Genomic DNA, 15,079 nt, shown 5'->3' with positions numbered 1-15,079 from the left:
GGGCGGAGGCGGCAACGCATCGTTGAGGTAGGACAGCGGGTCGGCGCATCCGGTGACGTCGACGTGTCGGCCGCCCACCGATCCGCAGACGGTGGCGTTCGCGGTGGGGACGACGGGGGTCAGAACACCGGCGAATATCAGCGCGGTTGCAGACGCCGCAGACAGCGGCCGAAATTTACCCACCCGCCAATTGTGGCACCCATCGCCTACACCCTGCCGCGAAACTACGGTTGTTGACGGAATTTCGCCGAAACGCGTCAACAACCGTAGTCTCGGCGCGCCAGTAGGGTTCGCCCACTCAAGAATTCCCGCCGCTCCCCCGTCAGCGGGTCGTCGAACGCCAACCGATGCGCCAAGAGCTGCATCGGCCGAGAGAAGTCGTCGGCAGCGACATCAATGACGTCGGGATACAGCGGATCCCCGAGGATCGGCAACCCCAGCGACGCCATGTGCACCCGCAGCTGATGCGTCCGCCCGGTCCGCGGCGTCAACCGGTACAACCCGTCGCCGAGATGCTCCACGACCGTCTCCGCGTTCGGCTCCCCCGGCTCTTCGAACGCCTGTAACCGCCCGCGCTCCTTGGTGATCCGGCTCCGCAGCACACGAGGGAACGACAGCCCCGGGTCGACACCCGCCCGCGCCAGATACACCTTCGACACCGCACCGTCGGCGAACAACTGCTGATACCGCCCCCGCACCTCGCGGCGCGTGGTGAACACCAGCACCCCCGCGGTCAACCGGTCCAACCGGTGCGCCGGCGACAGCTCCGGCATGTCCAGTGCCCGCCGCAGCCGCACCACCGCGGTCTCGGCGACATGCCGACCGCGCGGCATCGTCGCCAGGAAATGCGGTTTGTCGACCACCACGATGTTCTCGTCGCGGAACAGCACCGGCATCTCGAACGGCACCGGAACCTCGTGCGGCAGATCGCGATACAGGTACACATGCGCACCCGGCGGCAGCACCGTCGCAGGCGTGACCACCGTTCCGTCGGCGCACACCACCTCGCCGTCGAACACCTTGGCCGCCGCCGCATCGCCGAACCGCGAGGCCAACTCCACCAGCACCGCACCGCCACGCAACCGCACCCGCGCGGGCCCCAGCCCGTCGCGCACCGGAAGCGGCGCGGGCCGCACCCGGCTCATCGCAACGGGACGGGTTCGAGGATCTCGGCCCTGGCCTCGGGCGCCGCGGCGCGCAGCGCATCGGCGGACTCGTCGTCGGGTTGCTGCTGGCTGCGCACCTCGGCGTCGACGCGCGCACAGTAGGTGTCCACCTCGCGGGTGACGTCCTCGTCGCTCCAACCCAGCACGGGCGCGACGACTTCGGCGACCTCGCGGGCACAGTCCACCCCGCGGTGCGGATACTCGATCGAAATCCGCATTCGGCGAGCCAGGATGTCCTCGAGGTGCAGCGCCCCCTCAGCGGCCGCCGCGTAGTAGGCCTCCACCTTCAGGTAGACCGGCGCCTCGGTGATCGGGGTCAGCAGCTCGGGGTTCCCCTCGGCCATCGCCAGCACCTCGCTGATCAACGACCCGTACCGGTCGAGCAGATGCCGCACCCGGTACGGGTGCAACCCGTAACGTTCACCGACACTTTGGGTTTGGTTGATCAACGCGAAGTAGCCGTCGGCACCCATCAGCGGCACCTTCTCGGTGATCGACGGCGCCACCCGTGCGGGCACGAATTCGGCGGCCGCGTCGATGGCGTCCTCCCCCATCACCCGGTACGTCGTGTACTTACCGCCCGCGATCGCGACCAGCCCCGGCGCCGGGCTCGCGACCGCGTGTTCGCGGGACAGCTTCGAGGTCTCCTCGCTCTCGCCCGCCAGCAGCGGCCGCAGACCGGCGTAGACGCCGTCGATGTCGTCGTGCGTCAACGGGGTGGCGAGCACGGTGTTGACGTGATCGAGGATGTAGTCGATGTCGGCCTTGGTGGCCGCCGGATGCGCGAGGTCGAGGTTCCAGTCGGTGTCGGTGGTGCCGATGATCCAGTGCGTCCCCCACGGGATCACGAACAGCACCGACTTCTCGGTGCGCAGAATGATCGCGACCTCGCTGACGATCCGGTCGCGCGGCACGACGACGTGCACCCCCTTCGACGCCCGCACCCGGAACCTGCCGCGCTGCCGCGACAGCGCCTGGATCTCGTCGGTCCACACCCCGGTGGCGTTGACCACGACGTGCCCGCGCACCTCGGTCACCGCCCCGTCCTCGCTGTCGCGCACCGTGACACCGATGACCCGATCCCCCTCGCGCAGCAGGTTCACCACCTGGGTGGAGGTGCGCACCACCGCGCCGTAGTGCGCGGCCGTACGGGCGACGGTCATGGTGTGCCGTGCGTCGTCGACGACGGTGTCGTAATACCGGATTCCGCCGATCAGCGAGCTGCGCTTGAGTCCGGGCGCCAGCCGCAGCGCCCCGGATTTCGTCAGATGTTTCTGCGCGGGAACTGATTTCGCGCCGCCGAGCTGGTCGTAGAGGAAGATGCCCGCCGCCACGTACGGCCGCTCCCACCACCTGTTGGTCAGCGGGAACAGGAACGGCAGCGGTTTGACCAGGTGCGGGGCCAGGGTGGTCAGCGACAGCTCGCGCTCGTGCAACGCCTCGCGCACCAGCCCGAACTCGAGCTGTTCGAGGTAGCGCAGCCCGCCGTGGAACATCTTGCTGCTGCGACTGGACGTCCCGGAAGCGTAGTCACGAGCCTCGACCAGGGCGACCTTCAGTCCGCGGGTGGCGGCGTCGAGCGCGGCGCCCGCCCCGACCACACCCCCGCCGATCACCACGACGTCGAACTGTTCGCTGCCGAGCCGCTGCCAGGCCTCGGCCCGCTGCTCGGGCCCGAGCAAAGTCTGGCGGTTGCCTGCGATCGGGTCACTCACCGTTCCCAGGCTACGTGGGTTCAGTCCAGATCGTCGTGTGCCATGAGCCGACGCGCGGCCTCGACGATCGATCCCGAGAGCGACGGGTACACCGACAGGGTCTGCGCGAGGTCGGTCACCGAGATGCGGTTCTGCACCGCGAGTGCGATCGGCAGGATCAGTTCCGAGGCGATCGGCGCGACCACGACGCCGCCGATCACCACCCCGGTCGCCGGCCGGCAGAAGATCTTGACGAAACCGTGCCGCAGCAGCGACATCTTCGCGCGGGCGTTGGTGTTCAGCGGCAGCATGAGCGTGCGGGCAGGCACGCTGCCGTCGTCGATCGCGGTCTGCGGGATCCCGACCGCGGCGATCTCGGGGCGGGTGAACGTCGCCGAGGCGACGGTGCGCAGCCGGATCGGCGCGACCCCCTCGCCCAGCGCGTGGTACATCGCGATGCGGCCCTGCATCGCGGCCACCGACGCCAGCGGCAGCAGGCCGGTGCAGTCACCGGCGGCGTAGATGCCCGCCGCCGGGGTGCGCGACACTCGGTCGACGGGGATGTAGCCGCCGCGCGCCAGTTCGATACCCACCCGCTCGAGGCCGAGGCCCTCGGTGTTGGGCACCGACCCGACCGTCATCAGCGCATGGCTGCCCTCGACCGTGCGGCCGTCGGCGATCTGCACCTTCACCCCGTCGGCGGTGCGGGTGACCGACTGGGCGCGGGCGTTCTTGATGAGGGTGACGCCGCGTTCGGCGAACACCTCCTCCAGCGCCGCGGCGGCGTCGCTGTCCTCGTGCGGCAGGATCTGGTCGCGGCTGGCGACCACGGTCACCGTCACCCCGAGTTCGGTGTAGGCATTGCAGAACTCCGCGCCGGTCACGCCGGAACCGACGATGACGAGGTGTTCGGGCAGGTCGGTGAGGTCGTAGAGCTGCCGCCACGTCAGGATGCGCTCGCCGTCGGGCACCGCGCCGGGCAGCACGCGGGGGCTGGCGCCGGTGGCGATGAGCACCACGTCGGCCTTCAGCGTCGCGACGCGCCCCTCCTTGGTGGTGACCCGCACCCGGTGGTGGGCCATCCCCGGCACGTCGTCGACCAGCTCACCGCGGCCGCCGATCACCGTCACACCTTCGCGCAGCAGTTGGCTGCCGATGTCGGCGGACTGGGACCGGGCCAGCGTCTTGACGCGGTTGTGGATCTGGGGCAGCGAGATCTTGGCGTCCTCGATGCTGATGTCGAAGCCCAGGCCCGACGCGCGGCGCAGCTCGGTGCGCACCCCGGTCGAGGCGATGAACGTCTTCGACGGCACGCAGTCGTAGAGCACGCACGCCCCGCCCACCCCGTCGGAGTCGACGACGGTGACGTGGACGTCCGGACCACTGCCCGCGGCGACGAGGGCCGCTTCATAGCCGGCGGGCCCGCCGCCGAGGATCACGATGCGGGTTGCCACGGACACAATCTAGCCGCTGGGCCCCGGGGGACTGTGGCTGACGCTTCCGGGCGCGGCCGCGCGGTCGCCGGTTAAGCTCTCCTACCGTGCCGCTCTACGCCGCCTACGGGTCGAACATGCATCCCGAGCAGATGATGGAGCGTGCACCGCATTCGCCGATGGCCGGCACCGGCTGGCTGCACGGCTGGCGGCTGACGTTCGGCGGCGAGGACATCGGCTGGGAGGGTGCGCTCGCCACGGTCGTGGAGGATCCGCTGTCGAAGGTGTTCGTCGTGCTCTACGACATGACCAAAGAGGACGAGGAGACCCTCGACCGCTGGGAGGGCTCCGAGCTCGGCGTGCACAAGAAGATCCGCTGCCGCGTCGATCGGGTTACTGGGTTCTCGACGGACACCCCACTTGAGCCGGTGCTCGCGTGGCTCTACGTCGTCGACGCCTGGGAGGGCGGGCTGCCCTCGGCGCGCTACCTCGGGGTCATGGCCGACGCGGCCGAGATCGCCGGTGCCCCAGCCGAATACGTGCACGACCTGCGCACCCGCCCGTCGCGCAGCGTCGGCCCCGGCAGCCCGGGCTGACCCTCCCCTCCCCCCGCGAGCGTGCGGGTCTGCACACGACACGCCGCGGAAATCTCGGCAAGTGCGCACCCTCGCACCCCGTCGTTTTGACAGGGTGGTGGTATGGCCGTGCCTGAACTCCGGCTGCGCACCCCGAGTGCCGGACTGCTCGCCCTGCCGTGGGACCGACCCCTCGCGGAGTGGGCGGTGCCCGACGTGCCGTTACGCGACATCGCGGTAGGTCCGAGCCGCCACCTGGTCAAGTTCGTCGCCTGCGACGACGCCCTGTGGGCGGTCAAGGACCTCCCGCCGCGCATCGCGGAGAAGGAGTACGGCGTGCTCGGCGCACTGGAGGAAATGGGGCTGCCCGCGGTGCGGCGGGCCGGGCTGGTGCACCAACCCGACTTCGAGACCTCGCTGCTGCTGACCCGTTTTCTCGACGGGTCCTGGCAGTACCGGCGGCTGTTCCGCCGGCTGCCGCCCGAGGAACCCAAACACCGCGCGCGGTTGTTCGACGCGATGGCCACGCTGCTGGTCGAACTGCACCGCCACGGCGTGTTCTGGGGTGACTGCTCCCTGGCCAACACGCTGTTCTCCCGCGACGGGCAGGTGCTGCAGGCGTGGCTCGTCGACGCCGAGACCTCCGAGGTGCACCCGCGGTTGTCGGACGGTCAGCGCCGCCACGACCTGGACATCCTCGTCGAGAACGTGGCCGCCGACCTGATGGACCTGGCCGCCTACCTCGGTTCGCCGGAGGAGCTCGAGGATGCGCTGATCGCCGAGGCGCAGGACATCCCGAACCGCTACCAGCGGTTGTGGGACGTGCTGCACGCCGAACCGGTCTTCGCGTTCAGCGACCGCTACCGCGTCGAGGGCACGATCCGCAGGCTCAACGAACTCGGTTTCGCCGTCGAAGAGGTCACGCTGCACCCGGTCGACGACTCCAGCCCCGACCGGCTGCGCCTGCACGTCGCCGTCGGTGACCGCCGCTTCCACGCCGAACGGCTGCGCACGCTGACCGGTCTCGACGTCGGTGAGGGGCAGGCGCGCACGCTGCTCGGCGACCTGCGGACCTTTCAAGCGCGGCTGAGTCAGGAGCAGGGCCAGGACGTGGACGAGTCGACGGCCGCGCAGCTGTGGGTGATGGAGGTGGCCACGCCGACCATGCACCGGGCGCACAAGGCGATCGGCCGGGCGGGCACGCCGATCCAGGCGTTCTGCGATCTGCTGGAGGTGCGGTGGTTGCTCAGCGAACGCGCGGGGCGCGACGTGGGCACCGAACGCGCGCTGGTCGCGATGGCCCGTGACGTCATCCCGCCCGATTCGGCGGCCAAGATGGCGGTCGCGGAGGTCCCGACGCAACCGATGCCGGTCATCGAGCTTGACGACGACTGACTACGGGACCAGGGCGGCCTGTTCGATCAGGTTCACCATCACCCGCACGCCGACGCCGAGCGCCCGCTCGTCGAGAACGAACGTCGGCTGGTGCAGATCCAGTTGCGGACCCTTGCCGCTCCACACCCCGAGCCGCGCCATCGCGCCGGGCACGTCCTCGAGGTACCAGGAGAAGTCCTCACCGCCACCGGACTGGCGGGTGTCGGCGAGCACGTCGGGACCGATCTCCTCGATCGCGTGGGTGAGGATGCGCGTGGACACCTCTTCGTTGACCACCGGCGGCACACCGCGGCGGTACAGCACGCTGTGCTCGATCTGCAGCGGCGCCAACAGGGACGAAACGGCTTCGCGGACAATATCTTCCAGCGTCAACCAGGTCTGGCGCGACGCGGTGCGGATGGTGCCCGCGAGCGTCCCCGTCTGCGGGATCGCGTTCGCGGCCACACCGGCGTTGACCGCACCCCACACCATCACCGTGCTGTTGCGCGGATCGATGCGGCGCGACAGCACGCCGGGCACCCCGGTGATCAACGTGCCCAGCCCGTAGACCAGGTCGCCGGTCAGGTGAGGTCGCGAGGTGTGCCCACCCGGCGAGTGCAGCGTCACCTCGATCTGGTCGGCCGCCGACGTGATCGGCCCGGGCCGCACCGCCACTCGGCCGACCGCCAGCCGCGGATCGCAGTGCAGCGCGTAGATGCGGGACACCCCGCTGAGCGCCCCCGCCGCGATCGCGTCGATCGCGCCGCCGGGCATCAGCTCCTCGGCGGCCTGGAAGATCAGCCGGACCCCGACGGGCAGTTCGGGCACCGAGGCCAGTGCCATCGCCGCGCCCAGCAGGATCGCGGTGTGCCCGTCGTGGCCGCAGGCGTGCGCCACGTTGGGCACAGTCGAGGAGAACGGCAGACCGGTCCGCTCGGCCATCGGCAGCGCGTCCATGTCGGCGCGCAGCGCGATCCGCGGACCGTCCTCCGGCCCGAAATCACAGGTCAGGCCGGTGCCACCGGGCAGCACCTTGGGGTTGAGGCCGGCGTCGGCGAGGCGGGCCGCGACGAACTGGGTGGTCGCGAACTCCTGGCGGCCCAGTTCGGGATGCGCGTGGATGTGCCTGCGCCAGGACACCAGCTCGTCGTAGTGGGCGGACAACCAGCGCGCCGCAGCATGTTTGAGCACGCTCATGACGCCCGCCTCTCCTGTCGTTCCAACACCCGGTCGCGCTCGGTGGGGGTCTCGGCCAGACGGACCACCGTGCGCGCCAGCATGATCGCACCTTCGACCACAGCACGGTCCGCGCTGGGTCCCGCGGCGGCCGCGGTGAACGCGGGCTGGTGGATGGACGCACCGCCGGCGTCCACACCCACCACCGGGTGGATCCCCGGCACCACGTGAGTGAGGTTACCCATGTCGGTACTGCCCAGCGGCAGCGCGGCCTCCACTTCGGGCGGCACCGGGGTGCGGCCCATGCGGTGCATCTCGTCGCGGAACACCTCGGACAGCCAGCGATCCGGGTGCAGTTCGGCGTATGCGGGCGAGGTGGCGACGACCTCGTGATCGCAGCCGGTGGCGACGGCGCCCGCGGCGAAACACCCCGCGACCCGGCCCTCGAGTTCGCGCAGCGCGGCCGATTCCGCGGCCCGCATCGTGTAGCGCATCCGGGTGCGCGCGGGGATGACGTTGCTGGCCTGCCCGCCCTCGGCGACGATGCCGTGCACCATCTGGCCGGGCGCCAGCTGCTGGCGCAGCAACCCGATCGCGACCTGCGCGACCGTCACGGCGTCGCCGGCGTTGACGCCGAGGTGCGGGGCGACGGCGGCATGCGATTCGCGGCCGGTGTAGGTGACGTCGACCTCCGAGAGCGCCAGCGAGCGGGCCGCGGCGATGTCGACGGGGCCGGGGTGCAGCATCACCGCGACGGCGATGTCGTCGAACACGCCCCGCTCGAGCATCAGGACCTTGCCGCCGCCCGCCTCCTCGGCGGGTGTGCCGACCAGCACCACCGTCAGCCCGAGTTCGTCGGCGACCTCGGCGAGCGCCAACGCGGTGCCGACCGCCGACGCGGCGATGATGTTGTGCCCGCAGGCATGACCGATGCCGGGCAGCGCGTCGTACTCCGCGCAGATCCCGACGGTCAGCGGACCGCTGCCGTAGGTCGCGCGGAACGCGGTGTCGAGTCCGCCGACCGCGGGGGTGATCGCGAAGCCGTACTCGGCGACGAGCGCCTGGGTCTTGGCGCAGCTGCGGTGTTCGGCGAAGGACAGTTCCGGTTCCGCGTGGATGGCGTGCGACAGCTCGATGAGGTCTCCGCGACGGCGATGGACGGCGTCTTCGACGCTCGTCGATGCGGTTGCGGAGGGCATTCACGCAGTATCTCACTGCACAGGCGGCCGCCGAGCGACAGCTAAGCTCGCCCCCGTGACCAGCCCGGCAGAGGCGGCCGAACAGGCCGCGGCGGCGATCCGCGAGCGCACCGGCGTCGACGAACACGACGTGGCAGTGGTGCTGGGCTCGGGGTGGGCGCCCGCCGTCGCCGCGCTCGGCACGCCCACCGCGACGCTGCCGATGAGCGAGCTGCCCGGCTTCACCCCGCCGACCGCGGCGGGCCACGGCGGTCAGGCGCTGTCGGTCCGGATCCGCGACCACCGGGTGCTCGTGCTCGTCGGCCGCATCCACGCCTACGAGGGCTACGACCTGCGCCACGTCGTGCATCCGGTGCGGGCGGCGTGCGCGGCCGGGGTGCGGACCGTGGTGTTGACCAACGCCGCGGGCGGACTGCGTGAGGATCTCACCGTCGGGCAGCCGGTGCTGATCAGCGACCACCTCAACCTGACCGCACGCTCACCGCTGGTCGGCGCCCAATTCGTCGACCTGGTCGACGCCTACACCCCTCGGCTGCGCGAACTGGCCGCGACCTTCGACCCCACGCTGGTCGAGGGCGTCTACGCCGGGCTGCCGGGCCCGCACTACGAGACCCCCGCGGAGATCCGGATGCTGCGCACCCTCGGCGCCGATCTGGTCGGGATGTCGACCGTCCACGAGACGATCGCCGCGCGCGCCGAAGGCGCCGAGGTGCTGGCGGTCTCGCTGGTGACCAACCTCGCGGCGGGGATGACCGGCGAACCGCTGTCGCATGACGAGGTGCTGGCCGCGGGCCGTCAGTCCGCGACGCGCATGGGCGCCTTGTTGGCCGGGGTGATCTCGGCGCTCTGATCGCCGCGGCGCCGGGCCAACCGCCGGCTCGCCCACACCACCGCCCGCGCCAGCAGCGGGGCGGCGAACAGCATCAGCAGCACGCGCAGGACCTGCGCGGCGATGATGAACGTGACGTTGGAGCCGGTCTCCACCGCGGTCGCCAACACCGCGTACACCCCGCCGGGACTCGTCGCGAGGTAGCCCTCCAGCGGCGTCAGCCCCGTGTAGTGCGCCAACGCGACGCCGAGACCGGCCGTGCCGACACCCAGCAGCAGGATCAGCGCCAGCGCCGCGGGCAGCACCCGGGCGATCGCCCGCAGGGATGCGGTGGTGAACGCCAGCCCGGCCTGCCAGCCGATGACGAAGTAGCCGATCTGCACCAGCACACCCGGAACGGACAGCCCGAACGACAGCCCGGTCAGCTGCAGGACGACGGTCAGCGCCATCGGGCCGAGCAGGCCGGCACCCGGCAGCCGCAGCAGCCGGCCGCCCGCGGCGCCGACGACCACCAGCACGATGAGCATGCCGATGCTGAGATACCAAGGCGCGGTTGCACTCTGGGCCAGCCCGTCGGAGGGGTGCGATTTGTCGGGGTGATAGACGAACGCGACGACCAGCGGCATGGAGGCGGTCACCAACGCCACCCGCAGGTACTGCACCACCGACACGACGCGGTCGTCGCCGCCGAGGTCGCGGGCGATCGCCACCAGCCCGGAGGCGCCGCCCGCGGTCAACGCCAGCGAGCCGGTCAACGGTGTGACGTCGCGGTGCAACCCGAGCAGCGCACCGGCGGCCACGCTGAGCAGCAGGGTCGCCACCGCGATGCCTGCGACGAACGGCCAGTCCGAGCCGAGGGCGGCGAAGGCGTCGTGCTGCACCATCGTGCCGATGTAGACGCCGAGCACACCCTGGGCCGCCACGCCCGCGGGGCGGGGCACGCCGGCGGGCGCCAGCGACGCCAGGGCGAGCACGATGCCGACGGCCAACGCGGCGAACAGCCCCGCCGAGGGCACCCCGGCCAGGGAGAGCGGCACGGTGACGGCGGCCGACGCCGCCGCCAGCAGGAGCCACTTCAGGATCTGCCGCATCATCGATACCAAGTATGTCCTTCACATCTCGGCGCGGCAAGACCGGGAAATGCAACTTTCTGGCGGGAAATATGAAGGTATAACTTGTTCATGACCGATCGCACCGCCCCCGCCACCGAACTCCGTGAGGCGATCATGGCCGTCGCGCGGCAGATGCGCAGGCACCGGCCCGACCACGGTCTGACGCTCAGCCAACTCGAACTGCTCGGCGAGGTGAGCCGCACCGGCGTCAGCACCCCGGCCGAACTCGGCGCCTGCCTGCACGTGCGGGCACAGTCGCTGACCGACAGCATCAACGAACTCGTGGCCCGCGGGCTCATCTCCCGGCGACCCGACGAGCGCGACCGCCGCCGCCAGTTGGTCGAGATCACCGCCGCGGGCACGGCGCTGCTGGAGGCCGACCGCGCCGAGCGCGACGCGTGGCTGCACCGGGCCATGGCCGACACGCTGACCGACCTGGAATTCGACCTGCTGATGCTCGTCGCACCGGTGCTGCGCAAGCTGGCATTAAACGATGCGAAAGCGGGCACACTTGCCCCATGACTTCCTCGGCACTCTCGACGACCGTGCAGGAGTGGATCGCTCATGACCCCGACCCGGAGACCGCGGCGGAGTTGTCCCAGTGTGATCCGGAGGATCTCGACGAGCGGTTCTCCCGCTCACTGACATTCGGGACAGCGGGCCTACGCGGGCCGCTGCGCGGTGGACCCAACGGCATGAACATGGCCGTCGTCCTGCGCACGACCTGGGCGGTGGCCAAGATCCTCGAAGACCGCGGCTTCGGCGGGTCACAGGTCGTCGTCGGCCGCGACGCCCGGCACAAGTCCGACGAATTCGCCCGTGCCGCTGCCGAAGTGCTCGCCGCCCGCGGCTTCGAGGTGATCCTGCTGCTGGCCGCCGTGCCCACACCGGTCATCGCATTCACGGTGCGGCACATGCACGCCGCGGCGGGTATCCAGATCACCGCATCGCACAACCCGCCCACCGACAACGGCTACAAGGTGTACTTCTCCGAGGGGCTGCAGATCGTCGGGCCCGACGACACCGACATCGAGGCCGCGATCGCCGAGGCGCCGTTCGCCGACGAGATCGAAAGGGCCGTCGTGGAAACCGGCGGTATGGAGGAGATCGCGCACTACGTCGAACGCGCGGCCAACGTCCGCAAGTCCACGACGCCGGTGCGGGTCGCGTTCACCCCGCTGCACGGCGTGGGCGGTGAGTACGCGATGGACACATTCGTGCGCGCGGGCATCACCGATGTGCACGTCGTCGAGAAGCAGTTCTCGCCCGATCCGGACTTCCCGACCGTCGAGCTACCCAACCCGGAGGAACCCGGCGCGGTCGAGGCACTGCTCGAACTGGCCGCCGAGGTCGAGGCCGACGTGGCGATCGCCCTGGACCCCGACGCCGACCGATGCGCGGTCGGGGTGCCCACCCCCGACGGGTGGCGCATGCTCACCGGCGACGAAACCGGTTGGCTGCTCGGCGATTACATCCTCGCCCAGGTCGAACCCGGCGAGGTGGCGGCGGCGACCGTGGTGGCCAGCACCGTGGTGTCGTCGCGGATGCTCGCGGCAATCGCCGAGTCGTACGGCGCCCACTACACCGAAACGCTCACCGGGTTCAAGTGGCTGTCCCGCGCCGACGACGATCTACCCGGCAAGACCCTGGTCTACGCCTACGAGGAGGCCATCGGGCACTGCGTCGACCCGGCGGCGGTCCGCGACAAGGACGGCATCAGCGCCGCGGTGCTGGTGTGCGACCTCGTCGCGGTGCTCAAGGACCACGGCCGCACGGTGCTCGACGTCCTCGACGACCTGGCCCGCCGCCACGGTGTCCACGTCACCGCCGCGGCCAACCGCACCGTCGCCGACGCCGACGAGGCGGCCGCGCTGATGGCCCGGCTGCGCGACACCCCACCGGACCGCCTCGGCGGTCATGAGGTGACTGTCACCGACCTCGCCACCGCCGACGAGCCGATGCGGTCGGATGCGGTGATCTTCACCGGCGGTGACGCCGACACCTCGGTGCGGATGGTGGTCCGCCCGTCGGGGACGGAGCCGAAAGTCAAGTCCTACATCGAGGTTCGTCGCGCCCCGCGCGGCGACGACGTGACGACCGCGCGCGCCGAGGCGCAGCAGCTGTGCGACGAACTGGTGGCGCTCGCCGGCCAGTGGTAGCTCAGCGGGGGCCGAACTGGCGGTCCCCGGCGTCGCCGAGTCCGGGCACGATGTAGGCGGCCTCGTTCAGCCCCTCGTCGATGGTGGCGGTGAACAACCGCATGTCCGGGGCGGCGCGTTCCAGGGTGGCCAGACCCTCGGGCGCGACCACCACACAGATCGCGGTGATGTCGACGGCGCCGCGGGCCTGCAGCAGCCCGACCGTGTGCGCCAGCGATCCGCCGGTGGCCAGCATCGGGTCGAGCACGAACACCGGCTGCGTGCTGAGGTCGGCGGGCAGCGACTCCAGATACGGTGTGGGCTGGTGGGTTTCCTCGTCCCGGGCCACGCCGACGAAGCCGACCTGGGCCTCCGGGATCAGCGCGTGCGCCTGGTCGACCATTCCGAGCCCGGCGCGCAGCACGGGCACCAGCAGCGGGGGCCGGGCCAGCCGCGATCCGCGCGTCGTGGTGATCGGCGTGCGCACCTCGATGTCCTCGCGGGCCGCGTCGCGGGTGGCCTCGTAGACCAGCATCAGCGTGAGGTCGCGCAGGGCGGAGCGGAAGGCCGCGTTGTCGGTGGCCTGGTCGCGCAGCGTGGTGAGCCGCGCAGCGGCGAGCGGGTGGTCGACGACGCGCACATCCATGGGCCAGACCTTAGCGGGAACCGAACGCCGGTCGCAGACGTCGTAATCGCATGCTCGCCGACACTCACACCATCCGCGCGCTCGCGCACATCCACACCGCACACGCCGCCGAACTCGCGGCGGCGGCGGCCGCACTGACCGCCGTCCCGGTCGCCGCGGCGGCCGAGGCGCTCGGCCCGGTCGGCGCACGCTTCCTCGCGGCGCTGTCCGACTCGGCGTCAGCCGGGTCGGCCGAGGCCGCCGCGCTGGCCGACCGGTTCACCGGCGGTGCGGGCGCCGCGGCGGGTTCGGCTGCCGCCTACGACGGCGCGGCACTGCGCGCGGCCGCGCTGTTCCGGGTGTGACGGTGCCGGGCGCGCTGGTGACCGCACTGTCCGCCCCGCTGCGCGAGGTGCGTGCCCTCGTCGGACCCGGCTGGCCGGACGCCTCGGGCGGTCCGCCGGCCGCCGCGCTCGGCGCAGTGCGCGACGGGCTCGACGAGGTGGCGGCCGCGACGCGCACCACGTGGGCGGACACCGCCGACGGATGGGCCGGCGCGGGCGCGCAGGAGGCCGCCGCGTTCGCGGCCTCGACCGCGGCGGCGGTCATCGATCTGGCCGAGCGCACCGGCCGGCTCACGGCGCGCACCCGGGAGGCGGGCGCTGCGGTCGTCCGCGCCGGCGCCCGCCTGCAGGAGATCGTCGACCGCTTCGAGGCCCGCGCGGCCGCGCTCGAACCGCACCTCGACCGCCCCGGCGTCGCCGAAGAACTCGTCGCCGAAGCCCAGCAGGCGCTGCGCGATGCCGTCGCGATCGTCGAGGAGTTGCGCACCGAACTGGACACCCACGCCGGTGCACTGCCCCCGAGCGGTCCGGCGCCGACGGTGCCCGCCGGCTTCGGCGGCGGCATGCCGCGCGGTCTGGGCGGCGCCCCGGGCGGTGCTACCCCGATGGCGTCGCTGGCCTCGTGGGCGTCGCCTGCCGGATCCGGCGTCGGCACGGCCGCCGAGAGCGCCGCGCGTTCGCGTGCCGCGTCACCGGATCCCGGGCTGTTCGGCGACGGCGTGGCGGTGCGGTTACCCGACGGCAGTACCGCGACCGCGCCGAATGCGGTCGCCGCCGAGGCGGTGCGCCACGCCCTGACCCAGCTCGGGGTGCCGTACCAGTGGGGCGGCACCACGCCGGGAGTCGGGTTGGACTGCAGCGGGCTGACGCAGTGGGCCTACCGCGAGGCGGGCCTGGAGCTGCCCCGGCTGGCGCAGGAGCAGGATGTCGGGGCGCCGGTCGACCCCGGCTCACTGCGGCCCGGCGACCTCGCGGTGTGGGACGGCCACGTCGCGATGATCGTCGGCGACGGCGTCATGGTGGAGGCGGGTGATCCGGTCAAACTCTCGGCGGTCAGGACGACGAATGCCGGACAGGGTTTTCAGGGGTTCTGGCGGCCGACGGCGTGAGGACGCCGTCGACCAGACGCTGCACCGCGCACGCCGCCAGGCCGCCACCCTCGCGGACGCCGCCGACGCGCTGGCCGCGGGCCGCGGACGGGCGCGTTCGGCCGACGGTGTCGTCGCCGCGGAGGTCGACGGCCACGGCATCCTCCTGGCGCTGACACTCGCCGACCCGGCGACCCGGCTGCCTCCGGAACGACTGGGCGCGGCGATCGTCGAGACCGTGCAGGCAGCCGCCCGCGACGCCCGAGTGCGGCGGCACGCGGTGCTCGGCGATCTGATCGCAGAACTCGATCGTTAGGCTGTGCCGC

General features: G+C 71.7%; 15 protein-coding genes and 1 pseudogene. 8 read left to right on the top strand and 8 right to left on the bottom strand.

Translation table 11 applies throughout. From position 1 onward, the window contains the following. From AU194_RS31220 to AU194_RS15980, 4 genes and pseudogenes are all read right to left on the bottom strand, one after another. A pseudogene (locus AU194_RS31220) lies at positions 1-141 on the bottom strand (RNA-binding protein); the annotation flags it as partial. 116 nt (positions 142-257) lie between these two features. Next, positions 258-1,145: a pseudouridine synthase gene (locus AU194_RS15990; RefSeq protein ID WP_059090215.1), complete on the bottom strand. Its 888-nt coding sequence runs from the start codon at positions 1,143-1,145 to the stop codon at positions 258-260. After that, on the bottom strand, positions 1,142-2,881 hold the full coding sequence (locus tag AU194_RS15985) for a glycerol-3-phosphate dehydrogenase/oxidase (RefSeq protein ID WP_059090214.1): 1,740 nt from the start codon (positions 2,879-2,881) through the stop codon (positions 1,142-1,144). The genes AU194_RS15990 and AU194_RS15985 overlap by 4 nt, the downstream gene beginning before the upstream one ends. Positions 2,882-2,901: 20 nt before the next feature. Further along, positions 2,902-4,314: an NAD(P)H-quinone dehydrogenase gene (locus tag AU194_RS15980; RefSeq protein ID WP_059090245.1), complete on the bottom strand. Its 1,413-nt coding sequence runs from the start codon at positions 4,312-4,314 to the stop codon at positions 2,902-2,904. An 86-nt stretch (positions 4,315-4,400) separates the two neighbouring features. Between AU194_RS15980 and AU194_RS15975 the strand changes: the two genes are divergently transcribed. Beyond that, positions 4,401-4,889, top strand: coding sequence for a gamma-glutamylcyclotransferase (locus AU194_RS15975; RefSeq protein ID WP_059090213.1), 489 nt, complete (start codon positions 4,401-4,403; stop codon positions 4,887-4,889). A gap of 102 nt (positions 4,890-4,991) precedes the next feature. Continuing rightward, positions 4,992-6,263 (top strand): DUF4032 domain-containing protein, encoded by a 1,272-nt coding sequence (locus AU194_RS15970; protein ID WP_059090212.1) that lies wholly within the window; start codon positions 4,992-4,994, stop codon positions 6,261-6,263. Here AU194_RS15970 and AU194_RS15965 read toward each other — a convergent pair whose 3' ends face one another. Together AU194_RS15965 and AU194_RS15960 are read right to left on the bottom strand one after the other, a co-directional pair. After that, positions 6,264-7,439, bottom strand: a complete 1,176-nt coding sequence (locus tag AU194_RS15965) for an amidohydrolase (protein WP_059090211.1) — start codon at positions 7,437-7,439, stop codon at positions 6,264-6,266. Continuing rightward, positions 7,436-8,617 carry a M20 family metallopeptidase gene (locus tag AU194_RS15960; RefSeq protein WP_059090210.1) on the bottom strand — a complete coding sequence of 394 codons (1,182 nt, stop codon included), beginning with the start codon at positions 8,615-8,617 and terminating at the stop codon, positions 7,436-7,438. The genes AU194_RS15965 and AU194_RS15960 overlap by 4 nt, the downstream gene beginning before the upstream one ends. A 55-nt stretch (positions 8,618-8,672) precedes the next feature. Between AU194_RS15960 and AU194_RS15955 the strand changes: the two genes are divergently transcribed. Further along, positions 8,673-9,467 (top strand): purine-nucleoside phosphorylase, encoded by a 795-nt coding sequence (locus AU194_RS15955; protein WP_059090209.1) that lies wholly within the window; start codon positions 8,673-8,675, stop codon positions 9,465-9,467. Here AU194_RS15955 and AU194_RS15950 read toward each other — a convergent pair. After that, positions 9,413-10,537: an AbrB family transcriptional regulator gene (locus tag AU194_RS15950; RefSeq protein ID WP_082698670.1), complete on the bottom strand. Its 1,125-nt coding sequence runs from the start codon at positions 10,535-10,537 to the stop codon at positions 9,413-9,415. The two genes, AU194_RS15955 and AU194_RS15950, sit on opposite strands and share 55 nt — an antisense overlap. Before the next feature lie 90 nt (positions 10,538-10,627). On the opposite strand from AU194_RS15950, the gene AU194_RS15945 reads away from it, so the two are divergent. Together AU194_RS15945 and AU194_RS15940 are read left to right on the top strand one after the other, a co-directional pair. Next, positions 10,628-11,080, top strand: a complete 453-nt coding sequence (locus AU194_RS15945) for a MarR family winged helix-turn-helix transcriptional regulator (RefSeq protein ID WP_059090207.1) — start codon at positions 10,628-10,630, stop codon at positions 11,078-11,080. Then, positions 11,077-12,717: a phospho-sugar mutase gene (locus AU194_RS15940; RefSeq protein WP_059090206.1), complete on the top strand. Its 1,641-nt coding sequence runs from the start codon at positions 11,077-11,079 to the stop codon at positions 12,715-12,717. Before AU194_RS15945 ends, AU194_RS15940 begins: the two co-directional genes overlap by 4 nt. A 1-nt stretch (position 12,718) precedes the next feature. On the opposite strand, the gene upp is transcribed toward AU194_RS15940, so the two are convergent. Then, positions 12,719-13,342, bottom strand: a complete 624-nt coding sequence (gene upp / locus AU194_RS15935) for a uracil phosphoribosyltransferase (protein ID WP_059090205.1) — start codon at positions 13,340-13,342, stop codon at positions 12,719-12,721. Between the two features lie 50 nt (positions 13,343-13,392). On the opposite strand from upp, the gene AU194_RS15930 reads away from it, so the two are divergent. Genes AU194_RS15930 through AU194_RS15920 form a run of 3 tightly spaced genes read left to right on the top strand, consistent with a single transcriptional unit; the run spans position 13,393 to position 15,069 of the window. Next, positions 13,393-13,686 carry a hypothetical protein gene (locus tag AU194_RS15930; protein ID WP_059090204.1) on the top strand — a complete coding sequence of 98 codons (294 nt, stop codon included), beginning with the start codon at positions 13,393-13,395 and terminating at the stop codon, positions 13,684-13,686. A gap of 2 nt (positions 13,687-13,688) precedes the next feature. Beyond that, complete coding sequence (locus tag AU194_RS15925) at positions 13,689-14,774, top strand: C40 family peptidase (protein ID WP_059090244.1); 1,086 nt, start codon at positions 13,689-13,691, stop codon at positions 14,772-14,774. Further along, positions 14,731-15,069, top strand: coding sequence for a YbaB/EbfC family nucleoid-associated protein (locus AU194_RS15920; RefSeq protein WP_082698669.1), 339 nt, complete (start codon positions 14,731-14,733; stop codon positions 15,067-15,069). Before AU194_RS15925 ends, AU194_RS15920 begins: the two co-directional genes overlap by 44 nt. Positions 15,070-15,079: the final 10 nt, after the last annotated feature.

Source organism: Mycobacterium sp. GA-2829, assembly GCF_001499965.1.
Classification (GTDB): domain Bacteria; phylum Actinomycetota; class Actinomycetes; order Mycobacteriales; family Mycobacteriaceae; genus Mycobacterium.
The sequence above is the reverse complement of the archived record's forward strand: the minus strand, read 5'-3'. Positions and strand labels throughout refer to the sequence as shown.